Here is a 25,634-nt window from a genome sequence, read left to right on the forward strand (position 1 = left end):
TTATTCAATTTCTAACTGTTTTTTAGCCTGTTTTAATTGTTTCCACAAACTATGAATTTGTTTGTAAGCCTCCTGTGGAGATATTTTACCACCTGTTTGTAAATTACAAATATAATTTACCCGTTGAGCAAATTCTTGGAGATTAGCATTAAAAACTAAATATTCCGGTTTAAACTGACCGTAATAGGAACTGCGAGGGTAAAGAAAATCACATATCTCAGAGAGTAAATCAGATTCTTGTCTCATGATTCGATTATCAGTATTGGTGATTAGACAGAGATACAAACTTGACATTTTACGGGCTTTGGGTTGTAAAGACCGATAACCCGATAGAGATAGAGTAGTTTTTAAATTTATCCTACGAGCATTACATATTTTTCTGAATTAGGCAAGACATTTTTAGGGAATTGCTTTAAAAAAGATTATTACATATTTTTCTCAATTAGGTAAGAGGTTTTGAGTTCATTTTCTTAATTTATGGGAGATTTGAGAAGTAGTTTCCAAGATTTATTTTTAGATTATTACATATAATTCTCAATTAGGCAAGAGGTTTTGAGTTAATTTTTCTTAATTTCTGGGAAAATTGAGAAACTTGTTAGAGTTGGTTAGGGTAGGAAAAGAAAAATAACGAATAATAGCAAATAATAGGATTATGGACAAACGTTATTTTTTGCAAATGGGTGCCGTATTAGTCGGTACAGCCTTTTTTTCCCGTTATATCAATTGGAGTTCAGAAACAATGGCACTTTCTAATACAGAGTTTGCAGTGACTAAGACTGAGGAAGAGTGGAAGAGTATCCTGACACCAGAACAGTTTCGTGTGTTGCGGAAACATGGTACAGAACCTTCTCATACCAGTCCCCTGGATAAGCAATATGAACCTGGTACTTATGTCTGTGCTGGTTGTGGACAAGCTTTGTTTACTTCAGAGACTAAATTTAATAGTGGTACTGGTTGGCCGAGCTTTTTTAAACCAATTGAGGGAGCAATTGCTACGACTACAGACAGGTCATTTTTTATGACCAGAACTGAGGTGCATTGCAGTAATTGTGGTGGACATTTAGGCCATGTATTCAATGATGGTCCCAAACCAACCGGCTTGCGCTACTGTATGAACGGTGTATCATTACAGTTTATACCTGCGTAGATTAGGAATTTTCGCAAGGGGTAATTTCATAGATAAAACCCCTTGTGTGATTCTGTCAAAAGCAGGAAATTATAATATAGCAGGTAGTATTTAGATGAAATTCTTGAAGGGAAATAAGTAAGGATTAAATAATGCAAGTTCTCAAAAGATCAATCAAGCCAGAAAGCTATATATCATTTCTGTACACTTACCAAACTACTTGGGGAACTGCTGGTGATATTTGTTTAGTTCGTGAAACCGTAGCTAAATCCAGCGGGGCGAAATTTGTAGGCCGGAGAATCCAATTAGCTATTCCCAAGGGAATGGAACGTGATTACGTAGTGAATATCCCGGTCATAAAAATTGCAGGTCATGTGGGTGAGGGACATCCTAAAGACCCGCATTCGGAATGGGAGGCTTATGATGGTATAGATCCAGAATTAGCAACTACTGTTTTGAAAATTTGGGGTTTTAAATTGATTGAATTGTAGGATATTTTAGCTTGAACATTGTTATGTTTAAGCTTAACCTACCTCACAAATGCCTGAGCAAAATTAATTGCACATTTTTTGGGAAAACAGAAATCTTTTGTGGACAGAACCCTTTCGATGATTTTTGCTATGGCGATAACTTTGATCAATCTAAGTATCGCACAAGTTCGTGCAGGTATAAGTTATATCTATGCAAGTATCAATTCTGTCTTTCCTGTTCCCTGTTCTCTGTTCCCTGACCACACAAGTAAATTCACAGAATCAAACCGGATTCCTATAGGTGATATGGGTTTCAGAACTTTTAATTTTAATTTAATATCGGAGATATTTGAGCTACCACTACTGGTGTAGACTTAATCCTAAAAAGCACAGAAAGAGTAAATATCGTTAATACATATCCAATTTAACTTGTACATTGCCCAGGTCATATATAGAACCAGCCTAAAATAAAACTGGTAATTATTCAAGGAGCGATCGCCTGGTAAAACCCCAATTTAGTTTTATCCTGGAATAGTGGACTTAAAAAACTTCAGCTTTCCAGATAGATGAGGTTATAATCAGCATTTCTGGCGACTGATAGCGACATTCAAACCACAAACTCCGTAACCTCAAGGATGAAAACGCTTGCAAAGCGTGCCATCAATAGTTACACTTTTTAAAATATTCTCATTTTTGTTTAGGGATTGCTCAAACATTCCCATAACAAGTTCTTGACAAAAGAATCAAGTTATGGTAGTCCGTCAGCATTGCCAAAATCAAAATCAGCAATAAAAAACTCAGAGATTCCTAATGATTGGCGATTTCCGTCATTTTAGAACCTTAGTCACAAAATTGCTTTGTCAACATAACTATCCAGGAGGCTTGTAGTTAATGGGACTACCTTGGTATCGAGTACATACAGTCGTTCTGAACGATCCAGGTCGGCTGATTTCTGTACACTTAATGCACACAGCTTTAGTAGCTGGTTGGGCAGGTTCAATGGCGCTGTACGAACTAGCCATTTATAACCCCAGTGATCCAGTTCTTAACCCCATGTGGCGGCAAGGGATGTTCGTACTTCCCTTCATGGCACGTTTAGGCGTGACCGAATCTTGGGGCGGTTGGAGTGTAACTGGTGGCACAGCAGTAGACCCCGGTTTCTGGTCTTTTGAAGGCGTTGCTGCGGCTCACATCGTTCTCTCTGGTTTATTATTCTTGGCTGCGGTGTGGCACTGGGTTTTCTGGGATTTGGAACTCTTTAGAGATCCTCGCACAGGTGAACCTGCCCTAGACTTGCCAAAAATGTTTGGTATTCATCTGTTCTTATCCGGTTTACTTTGTTTTGGTTTTGGTGCTTTCCACCAAACTGGACTCTTTGGTCCTGGAATGTGGGTGTCTGATGCTTACGGACTCACTGGCAGTATTCAGCCAGTAGCACCAGAATGGGGTCCGGCTGGATTTAACCCCTTTAATCCCGGTGGCATTGTTGCTCACCACATTGCAGCAGGTGTAGTCGGTATTATCGCGGGTTTATTCCACCTCACAGTTAGACCCCCCGAAAGGCTCTACAAAGCCCTACGGATGGGAAATATTGAAACCGTACTTTCCAGCAGTATCGCGGCAGTATTCTTCGCTGCTTTCGTAGTCGCTGGAACTATGTGGTACGGTAACGCTGCTACCCCCATTGAACTGTTTGGACCTACCCGCTATCAGTGGGATCAAGGCTACTTCCGTCAAGAAATTCAGCGTCGTGTGCAAACCAGTGTGGGCGAAGGCGCTACTTTGTCTGAAGCTTGGGCGAAAATTCCTGAAAAATTGGCATTCTACGATTACGTTGGTAATAGCCCCGCGAAAGGTGGTCTATTCCGTACAGGACCAATGGTGAAAGGTGATGGTATTGCTGAATCTTGGCAAGGTCACGCTGTGTTCACCGATGCTGAAGGCCGAGAATTAACAGTTCGTCGTTTACCTAACTTCTTTGAAACTTTCCCCGTAATTTTGACCGATAAAGATGGTGTTGTCCGTGCTGACATCCCCTTCCGTCGGGCAGAATCTAAATACAGCTTTGAACAAACTGGCGTGACTGTCAGCTTCTACGGTGGTAATTTGAATGGTCAAACCTTTACAGACCCCGCTGATGTCAAGAAGTACGCCCGGAAAGCTCAAGGTGGCGAGATTTTTGAATTTGACAGAGAAACTTTGAACTCTGACGGTGTATTCCGTACTTCTCCTAGAGGTTGGTTTACTTTCGGTCATGCTGTATTCGCTTTATTATTCTTCTTTGGTCACTTATGGCACGGTTCACGGACTATCTACCGTGATGTATTTGCCGGTGTGGAAATTGAAGAAGAACAAGTTGAATGGGGTCTGTTCCAGAAGCTGGGTGACAAGACAACTCGCCGGAGAACGGAAGCTTAAAACTTGGATCAGGTGTGAAGTAGAAAAATCTACTTCATGCTTTTTCCCCGGTTTGGTAAACTAAAATTACTGGCTCAATAGGCACAGATCTGAAAAATATGGAAAGTGTTGCTTACATCTTGATTTTAGCCCTAGCAATAGGTGTACTCTTTTTTTCAATCGCCTTCCGCGAACCCCCTCGCTTTGAGAAGAAAGATAAGTAGTTAGTTATTCCCCATTTGTCAGGGAATATATGCTAATAATATCCGTTGTTACTGATAATAGTAGCAACGGATATTCTGTTTTACAGCACTTCCCGATGTTATGAGGTACAAGAACCCCACCCCCAACCCCCTCCCCGCAAGCGAGGAGGGGGCTTAAGATGTACCTCATAAAAGCGGAAACCCCTGTAGGTATTAAACCCACATTCCGCACTTCAAAAAGTAGTATACAAAAACTACATTTACGATTTGAACCCAATCGAAGAAACTGATATTATTCTTAAGGAAGGACACCTTCACTAATTAAATGATGTCTCTAAATTATTGTCAATTTAATTAACTGAATGATACCTAGATACGCCCAACCAACTAAAAAATCAAAGGAGTGTAAAATGCAGCTAAATGTACAATTGGGACAGCTTAATCAAATAATTGCTACTGGGTTAATTATTACCAATATTATGTTCTTGTTTTCATCAGCAGCAGAAGCACAACCTAGAAAACTATCTGTTGAATGTAATGCAGCTTTACAAAGAGCAAAAAAACAAATTCAAAAAAATAGAAATGTCAAAGTTGTTTATACAGGTCAAGAAAACATTTCTCAAGATTACAAAAGTTATCCTACTAATCGTCCATTTTCCTATCAGTTTGGTTTGAGAGGACCTGCTACGGAATCTATCTTAAATTCTGATAAATTTTTAACTATAATTGCCACAGATATTATCAATAATTGTCCATCAATTAGCATGGTTGCATTTGGAGAGTATCAAACTGATCATGGTGGAGCATACGGATTATTCAAAAATAATACAGTGGCTGCTTTTGAATGTGTTGATCCTGGAACAACAATAAAATTAAGTTGGGGACAAATTGTTTGTATTTAGATAATAGATAATACCTAACAAAACTTATAGGAGAAAAAAATGAAAAACTTGTTTATTAACTTCACAATCACAACTGCATTAATTACATTAATATCACCCTTAGCATTTGCATCGCCAAAATCAGGATCTAAACTTCCTTCAGGTCCTTATTATGCAATGGGAACTATGTTTAATAACTCTTGGAGAGAGATTTTAAATCGTAATGGTAGAACTTGCATCAAAATAGTTGATGGACCTCCTAATAATGTCAGAGGAAGAGAGGAAATTATGATTAGTAGCGTATCAAATCGAGGAGGTAAACTTTACATTGATGGTAAAAATCAGGAAATAGAAATTATACCACTTAAAAACTTCCCAGAGTATGAATTTTTAAGCCAATATTCGACTATTTTAGCTGGATTTGGTGATAATAGTGGTGGTGCTTGGGGATTAGTAGCAGGAAATAAATCTGATTCTCGTACTACTCCAGAGCAAAATAAGAGAATGCAGGAATGTATAAATACTAAGGGTAAGTATGTCCGCAAAATCAAAGGTAGAATGCTTCAAGGACAATTTTAGATAATAAAGGAATTGAACAAAATGCAAAGGAATTTTAGCCAATTAAGGGCATTTTTTCTAATTTATTTGGTTAATACAATAATCTTTTCAACCACTGTTAATGCACAAAAATCACCCAATATTGATTTGTCACTAATAGTAGGAGAATGGAGTGAAAAAGGAAAATGCAATTTCAGTCGTTATGTATTTACTAAAAAGGGAAAATATCAGTCTTTTTTCCAAGAAAATGGTAGATGGAAGTTGTTTTTTGATGGTAGTTATGCTCGTAAAAATACTAATTCTGTAACTATTACCCATACTACCCCTGATAATAATACTTTTGAAGATTTACTTGAAATTTCAAGTTTAAATCGAAAAACATTATCAGGCACACTATACATAGTTATTGGAGACGATGAAAAAGAAAAAGTTTCCTGGCAACGATGCCCTACTCGTTAGTGAAGGTTAATTAGATAGCACTATAGGTTTTTATTTAATTGATTGGTGATATTTGTAATAGGAGAAATCAAAAAATGAGTAAATTACATTCTATTTTCAGTATCAGATTTTTTCAGAAAAAAATGACTAAAAAGTTTATTGCTTATTTCTTGGTAGGTTTTTTAGTTATTAGCAGTATAACTTTACCTGGAACAATATTTACAGCACTTCCCGATGTTATAAGGTACAAGAACCCCACCCCCAACCCCCTCCCCGCAAGCGAGGAGGGGGCTTAAGATGTACCTTATAAGAGCGGAAACCCCTGTAATTATAGTCGTGTTTTAGCAGCTAATTCATCAAATCAAACTGAGGTCAATTTATCAAACCCTAATGATAATAAAGTTGGAATTTGTATAGCAGGATTTTGTATAAAAACGCCACCAATTCCACAACCTTTGAAAAAGCCTCTTGAAGAAGGTGCTAACTCTCTTATTAAGGATCAATTGCGTTCATTTTTAAAAGATGAAATTCCCATTACTGGAACTGAACATAAATTATATCCTACTACCTCGCAAGTTCCAGGTGGTCAATTTACACCTCAAATTTTATACTTAAATGGTGTAAATTCTTCCCAGGTGATTCCTCCGGGAGATTATGAAGTTCCTGTACATTATTATTGTACTAAGGTCTATACTTTGAATGGTGCAGGAAATCGCTATCGTTTAGCTCGTCTTAATGGGAGAATGTCTAATGTTTTAAGCACTTTATATCAACGTGCTAGTTTAAATAAAGTTCCTATTCAAGATGTACAAGTTTTATCTTGGAGTATTCAATCAGGAGTATCCTATGACAATTTATCTAGTTCATCAAAACAATTAGTCAATCAATTAATTCCTGATTATAGACAACAATTAGAGGGTAGTTTTACTGATAAAACTATCAAATATTGGAATAGTCTTTCACAAATTACTTCCTTACCTTCTTTTGATACAACTCTCAATCAGTTAGGAGATATTGGTACATTTGCTAAGTCTTTATTACGAGCGAGAGAAGAAATTATCAACACTAATTTTAGTTATGGAGCTTTAGCCAATGCTTTTGTAATTCCCCAGGATGTCAATCTTCCTGGTGGTATGGGAACGACTCCTTGGAGTCAGATTAATGAACAGGTTTATCTAAGATTTCTTGCTCCTAAAGGTGCGTTAAATGATGGTATTGCTCAGGTGAGAATTGTGGGCAGAAGTCAAACTAAGGAATTAGATAAGGTTAATTTAATAAAAAGTAATGTTGAATCTAAGCAGGTAATTTATAGTTTACCTGGTAATAATAATCGCAGTGCCTCAAGTGTTACAGCAGAAGCATTGCTGAGTAATATATCTCAGTATGACTTTTCAATTAAGAATTATACACTACGTGGACATATATTTTATCCAGGTGAGGTCACTAGAAAAGTGATTGATACAGGAACTTCGATAGCAGTAATGACTACTGGTGAAGGAGTGGGTAAGAAGAAAGAATTTAACTTATTAGTTTCTCCTAGCGTATGGGATGCTGCTGACGCTCGGTTGGGCGTACAAATGATGCTAATTTTAAACTATGAAAACAATAATTGGTAAGAATCTAGGAATGAGATAATAGTTATGCAAAACTTAAAAATGTTAATCAAAATCAAGAGTTCTCGCTTTTTCTTAGCTGTTGCCACTCTAACAGCATTTAATTTCATTGCCTTCATACCACATTTCCAACAGCCACCAGCCCACGCACAAAGTGGAGAAATTATAAAAACAGAAAGTAAACTTTTAATTTCTGCCAGTGCAAATACTAAATTTAAAACTTTTGTAGAAAAGCGGACTTATTCTATTGCTTATCCACAAAACTGGTTTGTTAGAAGAATATGGAGGAATTTAGCACACATCACTAACCGCAGAATTCCAGAAACAGGTGGTGATGGTATTCCTGATTATTTGATTAAAACAGATGTGCAAATTATTGAAGAAAATTTTCAAGCTTTTAGTAGAGAACTTTCTTCTTTTATAGAAGGCTCCAGAATAATTAAAAGAGAGAATGTAAGAATTGACGGTAAAAATGCTGTAAGATTATGGCTTACAGATAGTGAAAACGAAACATTACTGACTTTCCTGCCTTACAAACGAAATAAAACAGCTTACATGATAACTTTCTACATAAAAAATAATTCTCATCTTTTACCATTGATTGAAAGAATGCACTCATCTTTTAAATCATTAAATTGATAATCAAAATAGTCATTACTTGAATAATAAACTATCAACCAACTTAACAATATGCAAATAAAATTTTACCGATTAACAGTCATTTTATCAATTAGTTTTGCCAATAGCCTAACATTATCACAGCCGAAGCTATGGCTTCGGTAAACTTAGCTAACACACGAAAAAATTTTGGGAACAAATTCGTGTAGCTATCAGTTGGAAGCTAACGCTTATCTGGGAGTGAGCAAATAATATGATTCCCAAAACAATATGCTACAAGCAGTCATTCCCAACTCTAACGAAACCTTCCTCCAAAACGCTGTTGTTGAAAAATACAACTTCTCCAAACTAAACAAAACACGCATCCGGTTCAAGATTCAATTAAAGAAAACAACTAAAAGCAATGCTCCGAAATGGGCTGATGTTCTTGAAACGTCTCAAAATATTCCTAAGTGATATAAGTTTTTACTCTCAAATTCTTATTTTTGGTTATTCATATTTTTTGGTATTTTTATTTAATTCAGATTCATTCTCTCATTTTTGCTCCTGAATTTATTGTCAACACCTTATTAATTTGAATTCGTTGGCAATCATTATATTACTGCCTATATTTATTACCAACTGAACTATGTGTTTGTATTTAAACTATTCCTGCTACTTATTACACTCGTGCCTGTACTACACAATGAAGTGCGGAATGTGGGAATTAAAACTCAGATATCACCTGCTCCCTTTTCCCTTTTCCCTCTTCCCTAAATATGATATAATCCTATATCTGGAAGTTGATATGTGTTAAGATTAGCTATTCTAAGCTAGGATAAGACAGAAATGTAAGTGCAGACGGTTCTACGACTGCTCACTTATACACTCAATTTATGACAAAACCTTTACGGAGACTAGAACCAGGAACACATTAGCATGGTCAATCAGAATTTAACCGCTACAGAAATTGGATTTACTCTCGAAGATTTCGCTGCTCTACTTGATAAATACGACTATCACTTCAGCCCTGGTGATGTCGTAGCGGGTACAGTTTTCAGTATAGAGCCGCGCGGCGCTCTGATTGACATAGGTGCGAAAACCGCAGCATATATACCCATACAAGAAATGTCTATTAACCGGGTAGATGCCCCGGAAGAAGTCTTACAATCAAACGAAACGCGGGAATTTTTCATCCTTACCGATGAAAATGAAGATGGTCAGCTCACCCTTTCAATTCGTCGGATTGAGTATATGCGTGCTTGGGAACGGGTACGGCAGTTACAAGCAGAAGATGCTACTGTCCGTTCTGGCGTTTTCGCAACCAACCGTGGTGGTGCATTAGTGCGAATTGAAGGACTGCGCGGCTTTATCCCCGGTTCTCATATTAGCACTCGCAAACCCAAGGAAGATTTGGTAGGTGAAGAACTACCTTTGAAATTCCTAGAAGTAGATGAAGAGCGTAATCGCTTAGTTCTCTCCCATCGTCGGGCGCTAGTTGAGCGCAAGATGAACCGTTTAGAAGTTGGCGAAGTAGTCATTGGTACTGTTCGCGGTATCAAACCTTATGGTGCTTTCATTGATATTGGTGGTGTAAGCGGACTACTACATATTTCTGAGATTTCCCAGGAGCATATTGACACTCCCCATAGCGTATTCAATGTCAATGATGAAGTTAAAGTTATGATCATTGACTTGGATGCCGAAAGGGGACGGATTTCACTGTCTACTAAACAGTTGGAACCCGAACCTGGTGACATGATCAAAAACCGTGATTTGGTTTATGACAAGGCTGAAGAAATGGCAGCTAAGTATCGGGAACAACTGCTTGCTAAACAGCAAGGTATTACCACACCGGCAGAAGTAGCACCGCTGGAAGCCGGATCTGAAGAAACCATAGCTGAAGAAGTTGCAGTTGTGGAAGCCGTGGCTGAGGAAGAAATTCCCCCAGCGACTGAAGAATAATAGATTTATAGTTATAAGTAATTATAACTGAGATCGTTGTATGATCAAGAGGGGACACCCCCCTTTTTTTTACCTTGAATATGACTAGGGTGAGATATTTTGGTAACTATTAAATGTCAAAACACGGCGTTTTCCCGTATTGAAGCAATTTTATTTGATAAAAACGGTACTTTAGAAGATTCTGAGGCATATTTAAGAACACTAGGACAAAAAGCAGCGAGGATGATAGACGCGCAAATTCCTGGTATTGGTGAACCATTGTTAATGGCTTTTGGTATTAACGGTGATTTCTTAGATCCAGCGGGTTTAATATCAGTAGCGAGTCGTCGAGAAACAGAAATTGCAGCGGCGGCCTATATTGCGGAAACCGGGAGAGGATGGTTTGAGTCTTTAAAAATTGCCCGTCAAGCCATAGATGAGGCTGACCAATATGTTAGTAAAACTCCTTCACCTTTATTTGTGGGGAGTTTGGAGGTGTTAAAGTCTTTGTCAGTAGCAGGGTTAAAATTGGGTATTCTGTCAGCAGCAACCACTGAAGAGGTACGGACATTTGTAAGAACTCATCAGTTAAGTGATTATTTACAGCTAGAAAAGGGTGTTGATGAGGGTCCTAGTAAACCAGATCCAATACTGTTTTTAGAAGCTTGTCAGGCTTTGGGGGTAGCACCAGAGGCGACTTTAATGATAGGTGATTCTGTGGGTGATATGCAAATGGCGCGTGATGCTAAAGCTGCTGGCTGTATTGGTATTACTTGGATTGGTAAAGCAGATCATGTTCAAGGTGCAGATGTGGTAATTAATCAACTTGATCAAATTCAGGTGATTATGGATAAAGAGGATCTGTGAAAAGTTTTCGGCGAATATTATAATACTCCGCCGCCAGACTTTTATGGTTACACAATGCAAGCTATCACAAATCCTATTTAATCTCTGGTTTGTCAGGATTTATCAGGTTTTGGTTAAGTTTATCACCAAAAATCTTATCATAGTTGGAGGCCACAGCTAAAAATGCTCCCGCTAAAATATATACAGGCAAAGGTATAGAAAAAGCTCGCAACCACTTAAAAAACTCTGCCGCAGCAAACAGTACAAAAAAGCATAGCAGCCAAACTCTCATGATTTTATCCATTCCATACTAGGTTATCTTGTTACTAATTTTAGATGAGGCATAAATCAATTAAAAATTAAAAATAACAGAAAACTCATCAATCTAAAATCTCAAATTTAGCTAAGATTGTTTAGGTATTATTATGATTTATGCACATGATTGAAGTTGAGCATCTTAGTAAAACTTATGGTTCAACAACAGCAATTACTGATGTTACTTTTAGCGTTGAACCAGGGGAAATTTTAGGGTTTTTAGGTCCAAACGGTGCTGGTAAAACCACAACTATGCGAATTTTAGCCGGTTATTTACCTGCCAGCAGTGGGACAGCGAAAATTGACGGTTATGATGTCCATGATAATTCTTTGCTTGTGCGTCAGCGCATTGGCTACTTACCAGAGACACCACCCTTATATCCAGAAATGACGGTGGAAGGATTTTTACACTTTGTAGCCAGGATTAAAGGAGTTTCTGCGGGCGATCGCTCAACAAAAGTAACAGCAGCCATAAACAGATGTAACCTAGAGGAAAAGCGCCAAGTCATTATTCGTAAACTGTCGAAAGGTTATCGGCAAAGGGTTGGTATTGCCCAAGCGATCGTCCATGATCCTCCAGCTATTATTCTTGATGAACCTACAGTGGGACTTGATCCCCGGCAAATTACGGAAGTACGCAACTTAATTAAAAGTTTAGCAGGAACACACACTATTATTCTCTCTACACATATTCTCCCAGAAGTGAGTATGACCTGTAACCGAGTTGCCATTATTAATCGCGGACAAATAGTGACAACTAATACCCCAGAAAATTTAATGACACAATTAACAGGTGGGGCAGGATATGAATTAGAAATTACAGGAGAAGCACCTTTAGCTAAACAAATGTTACAAAATATATCTGGCGTGAGTTTAGTAGAATCAATGCCTACCCATCAACATTTGCTAGAAAATCATACTTATTTACGGGTAATATTACAGCCAGGAGAAGAACCAGGAAAAGAAATTGCTACTGCTTTAATTCGGGCTGGCTTTGGTTTATATGAAATGCGTCGTATTAGTGCAACACTAGAAGATGTTTTCTTAGAATTAACCACAACAGAAAAGAATTTACCCACAAATATAAACTCAGAAATCGAAGAAGGAGAAGCTGCATAAATGGGTATAGTCATCGCCAATATTATTGCTATTTATCGTCGAGAACTACAGAGTTATTTTGTTTCTCCATTGGCCTATGGCATAGCTAGTGCATTTTGGTTTTTAGCGGGTTTATTTTTCGTCATGATTTTATTAGGACCCGATGGAATTTTAGTCACAGTTTCTGCCTATGATTTACAAGGGCAACAATTTGCGCCAAAAATAGATGTTCCCTACGAATTTAGTAGAGCATTTTTAGATAGAATGGGATGGTTAATGTTATTTATCTTGCCTATTTTGTCCATGGGACTCTACGCCGAAGAACGCAAACGAGGAACTTTAGAACTATTAGCCACATCACCAGTTACCAACTGGGCTGTAGCCGTAGGCAAATTATTAGGAGTATTAACATTTTTATTGACAATGATTTTACCTTTAATGGGATTTGAAGCGATCGCTTTATCCAATTCCACTCCTCCCATATCACCCACAATTCCCTTACTGGGTCACTTAGGACTACTCTTACTAGCAGCAGCAATTTTATCATTAGGAATGTTTATTTCCTCATTAACAGATAGTACAATTTTATCGGCAGTCCTCACCTTTGCCATAGTTATTTTGCTGCTATTTGTTGATTTAATTGCCAAAACCATTCCCGGTCAAATTGGTGAAGCAGTTAGTCATTTATCCCTCCTCAAACATTACAATACCCTGATTCAAGGAATTTTCGATACTAGCAGCTTGATTTTATTTGCCAGTTACATTATCTTAGGTATTTTTCTCACAGCCCAATCAATTGATGCACTTCGCTTTCAACGTCAGTAATTGTTAGTTGTCAGTTGTCAGTTGTCAGTTGTCCGTCGTCGGTAGAAAAAATCTTCTCCTCTGCACCCCTGTTCTCTGTTCCCTGTTCCCTGTTCCCTGTTCTCTACTATAAAAAATGAATAAAAACAAACTTTGGAAACTTATATTTTGGCTAGGACCATTCTTCATCACCGCTGGTTTAACCGTTCGTTTAACATCAGTAAATTCGGGAATAATCCCCTTGTCATTAATAATAATAGGTTTAGTTATTTGTGCCTTGTGGGTAGTACAAAGTAAATGGTGGCAAAAGCGTTCTACCCAATCTGCTACTAATGCCTTAATCGCAACTTTGTCCGTATTAGTTATATTAGGATTAATTAACTTTTTAGGTATTCGCTACAACCTGCGTCTAGACTTAACAGATACTCAATTATTTACTTTAGCACCTCAATCAAGGGAATTAGTCAGTAATTTACCCGAAACAATGAAGGTTTGGTTATTTAGTAAAGAAAAAAATTACCAAGATCAGGAATTATTAGATAACTATCATCGTCAAAGTAACAAGTTTAAATTTGAGTATGTTGATCCTGAATTAAAACCAGGACTAGCAGAAAGATTTGGTGTTAAAGATTATGGCGAAGTTTATCTAGAATTTCAAACAAAAAGACAATTAGTACAAATAATTAGTGAGGATGAACGACTATCAGAAATAAAATTAACTAACCGTTTACAACAAATGATTAATCCTAAAACGGCTAAAGTTTACTTTCTTCAAGGACATAGTGAACACCCACTTTCCGGTAGTAAAGGGGCAATTTCTAAGGCAATACAGGGCTTAATTGATAAAAACTTTACTATATCAACTTTGAATTTAGCAGAACGTCCTCAAGTTCCTGATGATGCTAATGTTGTAATTGTAGCTGGACCCCAAAAAGAATTATTGACGGGAGAAGTTACAACCTTACAAAATTATCTTAATCGTGGTGGTAACTTATTATTGATGATTGATCCCAACACCAACCCGAAAATAGATACTCTTCTGAAAGAGTGGGGTGTGCGTTTAGATAATCGCTTGGCCATTGATAATTCTGGAGAAAGTTTGCAACTAGGACCGGCTACTATTTTGGTGACAGAATATGGACAGCATCCTATTACTAAAGATTTTGCCAATAATATTTCTGTATATCCATTAACTCGTCCTCTGGAAATTGATCCTGTCTCTGGTGTTGAGTCTATGGTTTTATTAAAAACTAAACCCTATCCTAATAGTTGGGCAGAAAGTGATCAAAAAAGTGAAAAACTAGAGTTTAATGAAGATAAAGACTTAAAAGGACCGTTAACTTTAGGAGTAGCATTAACTAGAAAGTTATCAAATCCAACTTCTATAAATTCTCCAAATCCAACTTCTATAAATTCCCCAAATCCAACTTCTATAAATTCCCCAAATCCAACTTCTATAAATTCCCCAAATCCAACTTCTATAAATTCCCCAAATCCAACTTCTATAAATTCCCCAAATCCAACTTCTATAAATTCCCCAAATCCAACTTCTATAAATTCCCCAAATCCAACTTCTATAAATTCCCCAAATCCAACTTCTATAAATTCTCCAAATCCAACTTCTATAAATTCCCCAACCACTGCTAAAGAATCACGGTTAGTAGTATTTGGAAACTCAAATTTTGTCACTGATAGTCTATTTGAACAACAGTTAAATGGAGATGTGTTTTTAAACTCAGTTAGTTGGTTAAGTCAACAGGATGAAAAACTTCTGTCAATTCGTCCTAAAGAACCAAAAAATCGCCGGATTATTATATCAACTCTTCAGGCTGATGTTTTAACAATATCCGCTATATTTGTATTACCATTATTTGGGTTGACAGTAGGTTTTCTCATTTGGTGGAAACGGAGATAAAAAATAAATTTGTAGTCCATAATGCTAAAATATGGCAAGAATTGGTTTTAATTTCTCAATAATGAAATAATTTTATTAATTAACTCTCACTCAATATGAAATTACCAAAAACGACTTTTATTTTAATACTTTTAGCCCTGGGTTTAGGGAGTTTTGTCTACTTCTATGAAATTAAAGAAAAGAACCAGCAAACACAAATAAAAGCCCAAAAACAGAAAATTTTCTCTTTTAGCGCTAATGATGTCCAATCTTTAACAATTAAAATTAAAGATACAACATTACAACTAGAAAAAAGGAATACTTCTGAAAAACCCCAATGGGAAATTAAATCTCCCATATTAGGATTAGCAAATGATGCAATTGTTTCTTACTTAATGAATTTATTAACTGATAGTAAAATTGAAAGAATAATATCAATTCTACCCACTGAGTTACCAGAATTTGGTTTAGATAAACCTCTAGCGACTATTGACGTTAAACTTAAAAATCAAGAAAGCCATCAATTGATTTTAGGTAAAGCAGATTTTAATAATCAGTTCTTATATGCACAAACTGATCCTAATCAGAATCTAAACTTGTTATTAGTTTCCAAGGATTTTTTTAATGCAGTGAATCGAGATATATCTGAATGGAAACAAATAGAAGAAAAGACTAATATACAACCATTACCTAGCCTTCCTCAACCAACTCCCACGAAATAATAAAAATCTGCTATAGCGGTTCTCGGTTGAGTGAGATACAAGAACCCCAACCCTCTCCCCGCAAGCGAGGAGGGGGCCTATTTAGAAACTGAAGGTAGTTCTTAAAGCACCAATGACCACACTATCATTATCATTATCCTTATTGTGATTTGGGGCTGTTAACCAAATTACAGCAGGAGTAATGGTGATATTGTCGCTAACTTTATATTGATAAAATCCTTCAATGTGATAGGAGGTATCTCGGTCTTTTGTTAGTCCATCAACACTAGAATTTGTGACCTTTGGTTCCATACCAACTATGAGACCAGCCAAGTTACCTTTTTTACCCAAGTCTGGTAAGCCTAGAGTAACAGCATAGTTCCAAATTTCCGCTTTTCCTCTACTACCAGTCAAGACTTGACTATTGGTATATCCAGCCCAACCACCGACAACAAGTTTATTGCCAATACCTAAAGATGTTTGTACACCGTAGGAATTACTGGAAAAATTTTCGCCACCAAAGCCAGAGGTCGCGTTATTACTACCTGTACCAAGTGGTTGGTTATAGGAATTGATATAAGTCAAACCAAGAGCAGTACGACTACTGGGCTTTACAGTTAACTGCGCTAAAGCACCGTAGGGACCATTAAACAAACCTTTTTCAGGGGTGGGGTCATTAGCATTAGGAGTCAAATAGCCTAAACTGAGGGTTAATTTCTCACTAAACTGATGATTAATTCCTAGTCCTGCACCACCTAGTTGACCATAAATTGCGTTTCTTGTGCCAAAAGTTGACAAAGCACCAAAAGAAGCATCACCATCAAAAAGGTTGACTGTATTGGTAAGATCATCTGGTGCGCCTCCAGTAGCAATTAGTTTTGCTTGTGTATTTTTGCTAAGAGGAAAGGCATAGGATAAAGTTCCTATACCAAAATTATTACTGGGACTACCACTAGCAAAAAACAAGTTTCCTTCTTTAGTCTGAATGTTGGGACTGTTGATATTATTGCTTTCCAACCTCGTCAGCAGTGTATCTCTTCCTGTAAAGCTGCTGACAAAATCTAGTCTGGTTCTTGCCCCTAAAGTGGTATTTTTATCAGGAATATCCGCACCATTAACTTTTTTACCGGAAATAACATCACTAACAACTGCCACAACCTGTCCTTGTAGCTTGGTGGTAGTTGAAAATTGATTAGCTTCTAATTCAGCGGTTCTCGCTTCTACTGCGTTTACACGCCCTCTTAAGGTGGCTAGTTCTGAGGAAAAGTCCCTTTGTAATTTTTGGATTGTTGCTAAATCTTGCTTTGATACTAAATCACCAGTAGCAGTGGCAATTAGTTCATTTACCCGATCTAAACAAGCATTTAAACCTGCTGCAAACTCATATCGTGATAACGCTCTATTACCACGGTAGGTATTATTAGGATAACCTGCGGCACATCCGTAGCGTTCTACTAATGATTGTAACGCTTGAAACGCCCAATCATTAGGTTGCACATCGGATAACTGAGATACAGAGGTAACTTGTGACATCACCTCTGGTTGATTGTTTGTATTCAATTGTTGGGAATTGGTATCAGCCTGGAGTTGATTATGTGCTGGTATTTCCTCAGCCCACGCCCCAGAACTTGTGCATAGTATAGCACTGATGACAGTGGAACTAGCTAGTAAATATGTCGAGAACTTTTGCATTTTTCTTCACACCCGTTTTTGCAGTAGATGATGCTATACCTGATCTAAAAGTAGCATAGCTATCAATAATTCCTATCAATATACTAACAGTTAACAGTTCCATGTAGATTTTTTAACGCAGGAAAGTTAAGAAATCTTTATGAAATGGGAAAATGAAAATCTTACTATACAGCAGTATTACCTCAAATACCAAAAAAGTTTGTAATTCTTGATACGATAATCATGTTTTTTACTAGTTACTTATCAATTTTGTGAGAATGAATCTCATTATAAGATATAATGCCAATGAAGTTTTATGATCAACCATAAACTATGAAGAGTCCTAGACAAGTCGGAGCAGATATAAGAAAAAGAAATTTCTTACCCATAATTGCGTTGGTAATTTTATCAGCGATTTATGGATGTAACAATACTAATGGTAGTAAAATTGTTAATGAAGAAGCGACACCAGCACAAAAACTACCAAAGACTAAAGTAGTTACAACCTTTTTACCCGTTTATTTATTTACTAAAGCGGTAACTGGAGATGTAGCAGAAGTAGATATTTTAGTCAAGCCTGGTACAGAAATACACGAATATCAAGGAACACCAGCAAATGTAAAAGCGATCGCTACAGCCAATGTAGTGATAAAAAATGGTTTAGGGTTGGAAGAATTTCTGTCTGATACAATTAAAAATGCCGGAAATTCCCAATTAGTAGAAATTGATGTTAGTAAAGGTATTGAACCTATTAATAAAATTTCCCCAATAGATAAGACAGTAGGAGGAGAACATGATCATGATCATGAACACACATTTGGAAATCCTCATATTTGGTTAGATCCAGTTTTAGCAAAACAGCAAATCATCAATATTCGAGATGGTTTAATTATTGCAGATCCAGGGAATAAAGCCAATTACGAAACTAATGCAGCGTCATATATCCAGAAACTAGATAATTTAAATAATGAATTTCAACAGACCCTGAAAAAAACGCCAAACTGCACTTTCATAACTTTTCATGATGCTTTTCCCTACCTTGCGAAACGCTATAACCTCAAACAAGTAGCAGTAGTAGAAATTCCCGAAAAACAACTTTCACCAACAGATGTTCAAAAAATAGTAAATACAGTTAAAAAATACAAAACTAAAGCCTTATTTAGTGAACCCGGTTTAGATAACAAATTACTGACAAGTATTTCCCAGGATTTGCAGTTAACTGTAAGGACATTAGATTCTTTAGAAACTGGTGATACCAATCCAGAGTATTATTTTAAAGCTATGAAAACTAATTTGGAAAGTTTAGCCTCTGGGTGCAAGTGATGATTAAATAATGATTAGAGGTTGTTTGAAAAACCATGGAATGTACAAATAAAACCCTGTCTTCTTAGCAGGAGTTAAATATTGAGATTTTTGGAGTTTTAGAAAATACTTTTCAAACATCCTCTGAAAGTTTTAGTAATGCTAAACTACCGAACAAATCAAATCAGACTGCTATATATGACTATAAATTATTGGCATCTCAAATCCTAACTGACATGATCAACAAACAAACAGAAATTACATTACCAATATTAAAAGTTTCCGGTTTAACAGTCTACCAAGGTAAATATCTAGCCGTGCGAGATGTTTCTTTTAAATTATTACCAGGAACAGATACAGCTATAGTTGGTCCAAATGGTGCGGGAAAAAGCACTTTAATCAAAGCAATTTTAGATTTAATTCCCAGAAGTGCGGGGACAATTGAAGTTTTTGGTCGGCCAATTTCTAGATTAGGAAATTTGCGTAATTTTTTGGGTTATATGCCACAAAACTTTATTTTTGATCGCAGTTTTCCAATTTCAGTTAGTGAATTAGTAGCTTTGGGAATAGCTAACAGAAAAAACTCATTTTTTTCATCTTTCTCATTTTGGCCAGCAAAGCAAGAAGCATTAGCAGCAGTTACAGCGGCATTATATCGTACAGATGCCTATCACTTACGCAATCAAGCTATTGGAACACTTAGCGGCGGTCAACTTAAACGAGTATTATTGGCCTATTGTTTAGTAAGTCCGCGAAAACTGTTAGTATTAGATGAAGCTTTTGCAGGGGTAGATGTTCAAGGGACAACAGATTTTTATGCGTTATTAAATGAATTAAAAAGAGAACAAAATTGGACAGTGTTGCAAGTTTCCCATGATATTGATATGGTAAGCCATCATTGCGATCGCGTCATCTGTCTGAATCAAACTCTTGTTTGTTCTGGTAAACCAGAAATAGCCCTTTCTCCGCAAAATCTCTTAGCTACCTATGGTCCTGGTTTTAGTCGTTATGAACATCATCATTAAGTGAGGTAATAGGTAATAGGTAATGGGTAATGGGTAATTATCATGATTTCGTGAATTTATTGCAATTTCCTTTTATGCAGCGTGCCATTATTGGTGCTGTGTTAATGGGAATATTGGGCGGTTTATTAGGTAGTTTTGTTACCTTACGTCAACTATCTTTTTTTAGTCATGCTGTTGGTCATGCAGCCTTAGTAGGTGTAGCATTAGGCGTGTTACTCAATACTAATCCTACTTGGATGTTACTACCTTTTACTTTAATTTTCGGGGTTGTTGTTCTTTATTTGATTGACAAAACAGATTTAGCCAGTGATAGTGTTCTCAGTATAGTTCTATCTGGATCATTAGCGATCGGTGTCATCCTCACCAGTTTTATTAAGGGATATCGCGGTAACTTAATGGGTGTATTATTTGGCGATATTTTAGCGATAGATAACACAGATTTAATTTTAACACTTCTGGTACTCATCTCTAGTAGTATTTTCCTCTTATCAACGCTACAACAACAAATATTATTAACTCTCAATCCCGATGTTGCACAAGTACAAGGAGTACCTGTACAACTTTATCGCTATGGATTCGTTATTTTGCTTTCCCTTGCTGTAGCCGTAGCGATTAAAGCTGTTGGTGTTTTGCTTGTCAATGCGTTTTTAGTGATTCCCGCTGCTACAGCCAAACTCATGAGTCACCATTTCAGCCGTTTTCTGATTCTATCGGTGGTTGTCGGCTCTAGCAGTAGTATCGCGGGAATGATGGTTTCTGGCTTGTTTAATCTGGCTTCTGGACCGAGTATTGTCTTTGTGCAGTTTCTCTTATTTGTGGTTGTGTTTACCTGGGTTAAATTGACAATCAAAAGCAGCTAAAATTTTTTTTATAAAACCCCTTGACTAATCTTTTTCCCTATGTTAGAGTTGGTAAACGTGGTCAGTAATCAAGCCCACGCCGGGATAGCTCAGTTGGTAGAGCAGAGGACTGAAAATCCTCGTGTCACGAGTTCAAGTCTCGTTCCTGGCATTTGATCAAATATAGGAATCCGTTGGGAATTATTTTGAACCCAGCGTTGCTGATTTGAGGTATGAAAATGATTTTTGATGATTTCAAAACCCTTGTAGAGACAAGACTTTCCTCATGTAGGGATTCTCGTCTCTACACCTAAATTCATACCTGGTTTCAGCAACGGCTTTTCAACCCTAATGAGTGTCCTAGTTTCTTGGTAAGATGTTCCTGACTCCTGCTCTATTATCAGGAATTACTTTTCCCAAAATCGAAAATTGAAAGTTGTAGAAGCACGACGGAAACGCCGAGTAGCTTTTCTTGTGCGTCTTTTCGCACCCCTATCACTAGGCTGTTCCGTATCTTCCTCTAAGACATCTTCTGGTAATTGAGTTTGTAAAGCCTCCTGACTGCGCCACCAAGCAATTATCCAGCCACCACCAACACCAGCAATACCGCCGAACAAAATACTCATGGGTGCTGAATAACCTAAGAAAAGACAACCCAGCATAAAAACTAACCAATATTTCAAACCAGCATCAATACCATCATTAGAGGCTACAGTAGTAGCCTGGGGGTTATTCTCATTTGCAAAAGTAATCCACCCCAAGGTGACACCACCCATGATACCTATAAATAGACACAGAGGTACTGAAGCACCGGCAATTCTGGAGACAATGAATAAAAACAACCCGAATAGTAATTGAGACAGGAAGTTAGGTGAAGATGAGAAAATATCGCCGAGAAAATTATTTTTTGGTGCCATAAAATTAAGATTTAGGAGTCAGGAGAAAGAATAATTATATCCCGTTATCTCGTTTATATCGTTCCCAGTCTCTGACTGGGAATGCTATCACGGAGGCTCTGCCTCTATGATTGTATTATGAAAAAGCAGAGCCTTTATAATTCATAGGACTTACGCACAAGTCACGGAATAATGAACCACGTTCGCGGAGCGTCCCGTCAGGGATAGGAACGAAGAGAACGAAGAAAAGAGGGTTTGAGAGATATTTTGCGTAAGTCCTGATTCATTGATAATTCATTCCCATACAGAGTAGGAAAGAAGAATCTTGTACCCATAATCCCTATGGGTACAAAGAATGGGATAGGTGGGTTTTACCTGTGTAGACGCGGTTAGAAACCGCCCTTTTAATCTAGAGAAAAATTAAATCAATCCTGATAATTGTGTGTCTAATGGTAGAGTTGTATCTACAACCGTTATATAAGGTTGTTCTTGATTTGTAAATGGTTGAGATTGGTTAATTTGGGATGTTAATAAATCAGCAGTAGCATCAGCAATATCACCAGTGCGATGCAGCAGCCTTTGTGTTAAAACTTCTACGGGTGCGGTACAATTGATGATATATAAAGGTAATTGATGCTCTGTAGCTTGAGAAATGGCTGCTGCTCGCAAATCCTGACGATCATATTTAGCATCTAAAATTACAGTCCAGCCTTGATTAGCTAGTATAATTCCCAGTGCTAACAATCGGCCATAGGTTTTTTGTGTCATTTCTGGTGTATAAATTTCATCCCCACCTCTTTCTAACAAAGAAATTCCCGCCAAATGCTTACGCACAGCATCAGAACGGAGATGAACCGCATTGAGTTTCCGGGCTAAATACTTAGCCGTGGTGCTTTTTCCAGCACCAGATAACCCGGACATCAAAATCAGTTTTCCCTGTTGCGGTTTAGTATATTCCCAAGCTTGATGATAATATGCAGATGCGGTTTTTGCTGCTTCTTCCTTCACAACATCGGGTACACTAGGATCATCTAACAAAAATGAATTTACCTTAGCCCGCACATAAGCCTGACGGCTTAAATATAAAGGTAATACCTGTAAACCTTCCCAGTCTCCAGTTTGCTCCACATAAGTATTTAAAAAAGCATTTCCTAAATCCTTACGTCCTCTGGCCTCAATATCCATGACGGTAAAAGCTACATCATACATAACATCAGCAAAACGAAAAGGCTCGTTAAATTCTATGCAATCAAACAACATGATTTTATCATGCCAGAGAGCAATATTTCTGAGGTGTAAATCGCCGTGACATTCGCAAATATAGTTGTTTTCAATTCGGCTTTTAAATAATTCTGGATTTTGGACAAAGAAATTATCTGTATATTGTTTTGTTTCCTCAAACTGCGCTTGTGTCTGGGGTCCACCAATATATTTTTCAGCTTGCTGGTAATTTTCATCAATAGCCAAACGCACTTGTGAGACTTCCCCAAAACTGCGAATGTACTCATTAGTGTGTGCTTGAGCATGGTATTGAGCCACAACCCGTCCTAATTCTTCTAAGTTGCTTTCCTGTAAGTTCCCAGCAGCGAAAAGTTCACTAAATAGGGATTCTTGGGGAAATTGACGCATCTTGATCGCATATTCTACAGCTTCTCCCGTTCCTCCGAGATGGTATTTTTCACCCGCGCAAGTTAAAGGGATCACTTCTAAATATAATTCACCAGCACCCCGTTGATTTAAGCGCAATTCCTCCTCACAAAAATGTTTTCTTTTTTCTAAGGTGGAAAAGTCTAAAAAACCGAAATTAGCCGGTTTTTTCAGCTTATAAGCATAATCTCCAGTTAACAGGACATAAGAAATATGGGTTTGAATTAGTTGAATTGGTTCGGTTACACCATGAGGATAAAATCCAGGTTGTAACATTTGTTCAATTAAAGCGGGAAGATTTGTTTCTGTCATTTTTATTGGTAATAGGTAATAGGTAATAGGTAATAGGTAAGTAGGTTAACACAATAAAACCAAACTGTGTAAAAAAATGTAAAATCGCTGAAAACCTCTTTACTCTTGCCTCTTTTCCACAAAAAAACCAGGTTTAACCCTGGTCTTCTTAGTTATTATTATCTAAATTCTAGCCTTTAGTGCCAGCGAAAAAACTTAAATGGTAAGGTGTACCTTTAGCTGGGTGAATCTGAACTTCACGAATTACAGTTGTACCAGTCCATTCTAATTCAGGAATGCTTAATTCCACTTCTGTTTGATTAGGAGCAGCTTGCTTGAGTAAACGTTCTACAACTTTAGCATCAAGAACTAAAGAAATTGATTCAGTTCCCTTGTGACCGTACAAATTAGCGGGAATTAAACCAGAACGGCGCAAAGCTCTGGGTTTGCTACCTTCTGGACGGGTTTTAGATTCGAGTGTGATAGCCATACTATTTTTAGTTGTTAGTTGTTAGTTGCTAGATGTTAGATGTTAGTTGCTAGTTGTTAGTTGTTAGCAGTCAATTCTCATTTATATCACTACTGACCACTGACCACTGACCACTAACTAAACGGGAGTACCATTTGGATGTAACAGAGCGCGTTTTGGACCGTGAATAGGGTCTTCTACAATGATAGTCTGATCACGACTTGCTCCCAAAGAAACGATCGCAATGGGGACATCCATCAATTCTGCTAAGAATCTTAGATAGTCTAGTGCTTGCGGTGGTAACTCTTCGAGGGTACGACAGTGACTTGTTGACATTTGCCATCCTGGCAAGGTTTTATAAATAGGACGACAACGGGCGAACATCCGGGCGCTAGTGGGGAAGTGTTCGCAACGTTCACCATCAATTTCATAAGCTACACAAACATTAATTTCCTCTAATTCATCGAGAACATCAAGTTTAGTAATAGCAATACAATCCATGCCGTTAATGCGAACTGCATAGCGTCCGATGACAGCATCAAACCAACCACAACGACGTTTGCGCCCCGTAGTTGTGCCAAATTCCGCACCGCGATCGCCTAATAAGTCGCCAATTTCGCCATGTAGTTCCGTAGGGAATGGACCTTCCCCGACCCTTGTAGTGTAGGCTTTGGATACACCAATCACCCGATCTATCATTGTCGGTCCTAACCCACTACCAACGCAAGCCCCACCAGCCACTGGATTAGAGGATGTAACATAGGGATAAGTCCCGTGATCCAAGTCAAGTAAAGTCCCCTGTGCGCCCTCAAACAAAATATTTCGTCGTCTTAAAACCGCGTCATAGATTTGTAACGAAGTATCAACAACAAAAGGACGCAAACGTTCAGCATAACCTAAATACTCCTCAATTACCACTTGGGGATCAAGAGGTGGCAGATTATACAGCTTTTCTAAAATGGTATTTTTATAGTTGATCGTCCACTCTAATTGCTCACGCAGTCCATCGGCATCCATCAAGTCTAACATTCTGATGCCTGTCCGTTCGGATTTATCAGCGTAGGTCGGTCCAATACCTCTACCAGTTGTCCCGATTTTATGATTTCCCCGTACTTCCTCGGAAGCCTTATCAATCATCCGATGATAAGGCATGGTGACATGAGCCGTTTGTGAAATCAACAAGTTAGCTGTGGAAATATTTAATTTTTCTAGTTGATCCAGTTCTTTGATCAAAACCTGTGGATCTATGACTGTTCCACAGCCAATAATACATTCAGTTTTTGGATATAAAATACCAGAGGGAATTAAGTGCAGCTTAAAGGTCTGACCTTGGACTACGATTGTATGCCCAGCGTTAACTCCTCCTTGGTAACGTACCACCACATCTGCGGAGCGGCTGAGTAAGTCAGTTATTTTACCTTTTCCTTCATCGCCCCACTGGGCACCTATGACAATGACGTTAGCCAAGAGATTATATTAAAGGGTAAAGTTTCCACAAATTACCATTTTTAACAGATTTTTTATTTTTTGTCAAGGATTTGAATAACTTTTGCTTTGGGGTAAAATAAGGAGTTATACAAATTTATCGAATAGGTTGGGTTAAAATAAT

25 protein-coding genes and 1 tRNA gene are annotated in these 25,634 nt (G+C 37.6%); 19 read left to right on the plus strand and 7 right to left on the minus strand.

The genetic code is table 11. The features are described from left to right. Positions 1-246 carry a hypothetical protein gene (locus H6G25_RS07775; RefSeq protein WP_028084617.1) on the minus strand — a complete coding sequence of 82 codons (246 nt, stop codon included), beginning with the start codon at positions 244-246 and terminating at the stop codon, positions 1-3. A gap of 406 nt (positions 247-652) precedes the next feature. Here H6G25_RS07775 and msrB point away from each other — a divergent pair, with 406 nt between their 5' ends. From msrB to H6G25_RS07830, 11 genes are all read left to right on the plus strand, one after another. Further along, the gene (msrB, locus tag H6G25_RS07780; RefSeq protein ID WP_028084616.1) at positions 653-1,147 is read left to right on the plus strand and encodes a peptide-methionine (R)-S-oxide reductase MsrB; all 495 of its coding nucleotides are present in this window, start codon (positions 653-655) and stop codon (positions 1,145-1,147) included. Between the two features lie 131 nt (positions 1,148-1,278). After that, a complete protein-coding gene (locus H6G25_RS07785; RefSeq protein ID WP_190391984.1) occupies positions 1,279-1,617 on the plus strand; it encodes a hypothetical protein in 339 nt (112 codons plus the stop codon). A gap of 870 nt (positions 1,618-2,487) precedes the next feature. Further along, positions 2,488-4,014 (plus strand): photosystem II chlorophyll-binding protein CP47, encoded by a 1,527-nt coding sequence (psbB, locus tag H6G25_RS07790; RefSeq protein WP_190391985.1) that lies wholly within the window; start codon positions 2,488-2,490, stop codon positions 4,012-4,014. Positions 4,015-4,112: 98 nt separating this feature from the next. Then, positions 4,113-4,217, plus strand: coding sequence for a photosystem II reaction center protein T (locus tag H6G25_RS07795; RefSeq protein WP_015083195.1), 105 nt, complete (start codon positions 4,113-4,115; stop codon positions 4,215-4,217). Between the two features lie 389 nt (positions 4,218-4,606). Further along, complete coding sequence (locus tag H6G25_RS07800) at positions 4,607-5,098, plus strand: hypothetical protein (protein WP_190391986.1); 492 nt, start codon at positions 4,607-4,609, stop codon at positions 5,096-5,098. Positions 5,099-5,137: 39 nt separating this feature from the next. Next, positions 5,138-5,656, plus strand: a complete 519-nt coding sequence (locus tag H6G25_RS07805) for a hypothetical protein (protein ID WP_190391987.1) — start codon at positions 5,138-5,140, stop codon at positions 5,654-5,656. 21 nt (positions 5,657-5,677) lie between these two features. Further along, complete coding sequence (locus tag H6G25_RS07810) at positions 5,678-6,094, plus strand: hypothetical protein (RefSeq protein ID WP_190391988.1); 417 nt, start codon at positions 5,678-5,680, stop codon at positions 6,092-6,094. A gap of 434 nt (positions 6,095-6,528) precedes the next feature. Beyond that, entirely contained in the window at positions 6,529-7,689 is a 1,161-nt protein-coding gene (locus H6G25_RS07815; RefSeq protein ID WP_190391989.1) for a hypothetical protein, read from the plus strand. A 24-nt stretch (positions 7,690-7,713) separates the two neighbouring features. Continuing rightward, positions 7,714-8,325 (plus strand): PsbP-related protein, encoded by a 612-nt coding sequence (locus tag H6G25_RS07820; protein ID WP_190391990.1) that lies wholly within the window; start codon positions 7,714-7,716, stop codon positions 8,323-8,325. Positions 8,326-9,222: 897 nt separating this feature from the next. After that, positions 9,223-10,248 (plus strand): 30S ribosomal protein S1, encoded by a 1,026-nt coding sequence (locus tag H6G25_RS07825; protein ID WP_190391991.1) that lies wholly within the window; start codon positions 9,223-9,225, stop codon positions 10,246-10,248. Between the two features lie 99 nt (positions 10,249-10,347). Then, complete coding sequence (locus H6G25_RS07830; RefSeq protein ID WP_190391992.1) at positions 10,348-11,094, plus strand: HAD family hydrolase; 747 nt, start codon at positions 10,348-10,350, stop codon at positions 11,092-11,094. Between the two features lie 73 nt (positions 11,095-11,167). On the opposite strand, the gene H6G25_RS07835 is transcribed toward H6G25_RS07830, so the two are convergent. Beyond that, a complete protein-coding gene (locus H6G25_RS07835; RefSeq protein WP_190391993.1) occupies positions 11,168-11,365 on the minus strand; it encodes a hypothetical protein in 198 nt (65 codons plus the stop codon). A gap of 146 nt (positions 11,366-11,511) precedes the next feature. Between H6G25_RS07835 and H6G25_RS07840 the strand changes: the two genes are divergently transcribed. The 4 genes from H6G25_RS07840 to H6G25_RS07855 all read left to right on the plus strand — a co-directional run bounded on the left by H6G25_RS07840 (position 11,512) and on the right by H6G25_RS07855 (position 15,906). Further along, positions 11,512-12,507 carry an ABC transporter ATP-binding protein gene (locus tag H6G25_RS07840; protein ID WP_190392041.1) on the plus strand — a complete coding sequence of 332 codons (996 nt, stop codon included), beginning with the start codon at positions 11,512-11,514 and terminating at the stop codon, positions 12,505-12,507. Beyond that, positions 12,508-13,311, plus strand: a complete 804-nt coding sequence (locus H6G25_RS07845) for an ABC transporter permease (RefSeq protein ID WP_190391994.1) — start codon at positions 12,508-12,510, stop codon at positions 13,309-13,311. A 115-nt stretch (positions 13,312-13,426) separates the two neighbouring features. Continuing rightward, positions 13,427-15,205 (plus strand): Gldg family protein, encoded by a 1,779-nt coding sequence (locus H6G25_RS07850; protein ID WP_190391995.1) that lies wholly within the window; start codon positions 13,427-13,429, stop codon positions 15,203-15,205. Positions 15,206-15,300: 95 nt separating this feature from the next. Continuing rightward, a complete protein-coding gene (locus tag H6G25_RS07855) occupies positions 15,301-15,906 on the plus strand; it encodes a DUF4340 domain-containing protein (RefSeq protein ID WP_190391996.1) in 606 nt (201 codons plus the stop codon). An 81-nt stretch (positions 15,907-15,987) separates the two neighbouring features. On the opposite strand, the gene H6G25_RS07860 is transcribed toward H6G25_RS07855, so the two are convergent. Beyond that, positions 15,988-17,577 (minus strand): iron uptake porin, encoded by a 1,590-nt coding sequence (locus H6G25_RS07860; RefSeq protein WP_190391997.1) that lies wholly within the window; start codon positions 17,575-17,577, stop codon positions 15,988-15,990. Between the two features lie 312 nt (positions 17,578-17,889). Here H6G25_RS07860 and H6G25_RS07865 point away from each other — a divergent pair, with 312 nt between their 5' ends. The 4 genes from H6G25_RS07865 to H6G25_RS07880 all read left to right on the plus strand — a co-directional run bounded on the left by H6G25_RS07865 (position 17,890) and on the right by H6G25_RS07880 (position 20,894). Next, the gene (locus tag H6G25_RS07865; RefSeq protein ID WP_190391998.1) at positions 17,890-18,879 is read left to right on the plus strand and encodes a zinc ABC transporter substrate-binding protein; all 990 of its coding nucleotides are present in this window, start codon (positions 17,890-17,892) and stop codon (positions 18,877-18,879) included. A gap of 215 nt (positions 18,880-19,094) precedes the next feature. Further along, on the plus strand, positions 19,095-19,883 hold the full coding sequence (locus tag H6G25_RS07870) for a metal ABC transporter ATP-binding protein (protein WP_190391999.1): 789 nt from the start codon (positions 19,095-19,097) through the stop codon (positions 19,881-19,883). 29 nt (positions 19,884-19,912) lie between these two features. Next, positions 19,913-20,743: a metal ABC transporter permease gene (locus H6G25_RS07875; protein WP_190392000.1), complete on the plus strand. Its 831-nt coding sequence runs from the start codon at positions 19,913-19,915 to the stop codon at positions 20,741-20,743. 78 nt (positions 20,744-20,821) lie between these two features. Continuing rightward, positions 20,822-20,894 (plus strand) — tRNA-Phe (locus tag H6G25_RS07880). Between the two features lie 235 nt (positions 20,895-21,129). On the opposite strand, the gene H6G25_RS07885 is transcribed toward H6G25_RS07880, so the two are convergent. The 4 genes from H6G25_RS07885 to H6G25_RS07900 all read right to left on the minus strand — a co-directional run bounded on the left by H6G25_RS07885 (position 21,130) and on the right by H6G25_RS07900 (position 25,492). After that, positions 21,130-21,639: a hypothetical protein gene (locus H6G25_RS07885; RefSeq protein ID WP_190392001.1), complete on the minus strand. Its 510-nt coding sequence runs from the start codon at positions 21,637-21,639 to the stop codon at positions 21,130-21,132. Positions 21,640-22,038: 399 nt separating this feature from the next. Next, positions 22,039-23,577: an AAA family ATPase gene (locus H6G25_RS07890; protein ID WP_190392002.1), complete on the minus strand. Its 1,539-nt coding sequence runs from the start codon at positions 23,575-23,577 to the stop codon at positions 22,039-22,041. 169 nt (positions 23,578-23,746) lie between these two features. Beyond that, on the minus strand, positions 23,747-24,046 hold the full coding sequence (gene rplY, locus H6G25_RS07895) for a 50S ribosomal protein L25 (RefSeq protein WP_028090668.1): 300 nt from the start codon (positions 24,044-24,046) through the stop codon (positions 23,747-23,749). A 117-nt stretch (positions 24,047-24,163) separates the two neighbouring features. After that, positions 24,164-25,492 carry an adenylosuccinate synthase gene (locus H6G25_RS07900; RefSeq protein WP_190392003.1) on the minus strand — a complete coding sequence of 443 codons (1,329 nt, stop codon included), beginning with the start codon at positions 25,490-25,492 and terminating at the stop codon, positions 24,164-24,166. Between the last annotated feature and the right edge of the window lie 142 nt (positions 25,493-25,634).

Source organism: Dolichospermum sp. FACHB-1091 (assembly GCF_014697585.1).
Classification (GTDB): Bacteria; Cyanobacteriota; Cyanobacteriia; order Cyanobacteriales; family Nostocaceae; genus Dolichospermum.

What these genes read in the sequence shown, in the direction of transcription:
- H6G25_RS07860 (WP_190391997.1), bottom strand. Translation starts at nt 17,577, where the DNA reads ATGCAAAAGTTCTCGACATATTTACTAGCTAGTTCCACTGTCATCAGT.
- H6G25_RS07775 (WP_028084617.1), bottom strand. Translation starts at nt 246, where the DNA reads ATGAGACAAGAATCTGATTTACTCTCTGAGATATGTGATTTTCTTTAC.
- H6G25_RS07840 (WP_190392041.1), top strand. Translation starts at nt 11,512, where the DNA reads ATGATTGAAGTTGAGCATCTTAGTAAAACTTATGGTTCAACAACAGCA.
- H6G25_RS07845 (WP_190391994.1), top strand. Translation starts at nt 12,508, where the DNA reads ATGGGTATAGTCATCGCCAATATTATTGCTATTTATCGTCGAGAACTA.
- H6G25_RS07890 (WP_190392002.1), bottom strand. Translation starts at nt 23,577, where the DNA reads ATGACAGAAACAAATCTTCCCGCTTTAATTGAACAAATGTTACAACCT.
- msrB (WP_028084616.1), top strand. Translation starts at nt 653, where the DNA reads ATGGACAAACGTTATTTTTTGCAAATGGGTGCCGTATTAGTCGGTACA.
- H6G25_RS07875 (WP_190392000.1), top strand. Translation starts at nt 19,913, where the DNA reads ATGGGTAATTATCATGATTTCGTGAATTTATTGCAATTTCCTTTTATG.
- H6G25_RS07850 (WP_190391995.1), top strand. Translation starts at nt 13,427, where the DNA reads ATGAATAAAAACAAACTTTGGAAACTTATATTTTGGCTAGGACCATTC.
- H6G25_RS07805 (WP_190391987.1), top strand. Translation starts at nt 5,138, where the DNA reads ATGAAAAACTTGTTTATTAACTTCACAATCACAACTGCATTAATTACA.
- H6G25_RS07825 (WP_190391991.1), top strand. Translation starts at nt 9,223, where the DNA reads ATGGTCAATCAGAATTTAACCGCTACAGAAATTGGATTTACTCTCGAA.
- H6G25_RS07855 (WP_190391996.1), top strand. Translation starts at nt 15,301, where the DNA reads ATGAAATTACCAAAAACGACTTTTATTTTAATACTTTTAGCCCTGGGT.
- H6G25_RS07835 (WP_190391993.1), bottom strand. Translation starts at nt 11,365, where the DNA reads ATGAGAGTTTGGCTGCTATGCTTTTTTGTACTGTTTGCTGCGGCAGAG.
- H6G25_RS07785 (WP_190391984.1), top strand. Translation starts at nt 1,279, where the DNA reads ATGCAAGTTCTCAAAAGATCAATCAAGCCAGAAAGCTATATATCATTT.
- rplY (WP_028090668.1), bottom strand. Translation starts at nt 24,046, where the DNA reads ATGGCTATCACACTCGAATCTAAAACCCGTCCAGAAGGTAGCAAACCC.
- H6G25_RS07810 (WP_190391988.1), top strand. Translation starts at nt 5,678, where the DNA reads ATGCAAAGGAATTTTAGCCAATTAAGGGCATTTTTTCTAATTTATTTG.
- H6G25_RS07865 (WP_190391998.1), top strand. Translation starts at nt 17,890, where the DNA reads ATGAAGAGTCCTAGACAAGTCGGAGCAGATATAAGAAAAAGAAATTTC.
- H6G25_RS07870 (WP_190391999.1), top strand. Translation starts at nt 19,095, where the DNA reads ATGATCAACAAACAAACAGAAATTACATTACCAATATTAAAAGTTTCC.
- H6G25_RS07795 (WP_015083195.1), top strand. Translation starts at nt 4,113, where the DNA reads ATGGAAAGTGTTGCTTACATCTTGATTTTAGCCCTAGCAATAGGTGTA.
- H6G25_RS07820 (WP_190391990.1), top strand. Translation starts at nt 7,714, where the DNA reads ATGCAAAACTTAAAAATGTTAATCAAAATCAAGAGTTCTCGCTTTTTC.
- psbB (WP_190391985.1), top strand. Translation starts at nt 2,488, where the DNA reads ATGGGACTACCTTGGTATCGAGTACATACAGTCGTTCTGAACGATCCA.
- H6G25_RS07885 (WP_190392001.1), bottom strand. Translation starts at nt 21,639, where the DNA reads ATGGCACCAAAAAATAATTTTCTCGGCGATATTTTCTCATCTTCACCT.
- H6G25_RS07800 (WP_190391986.1), top strand. Translation starts at nt 4,607, where the DNA reads ATGCAGCTAAATGTACAATTGGGACAGCTTAATCAAATAATTGCTACT.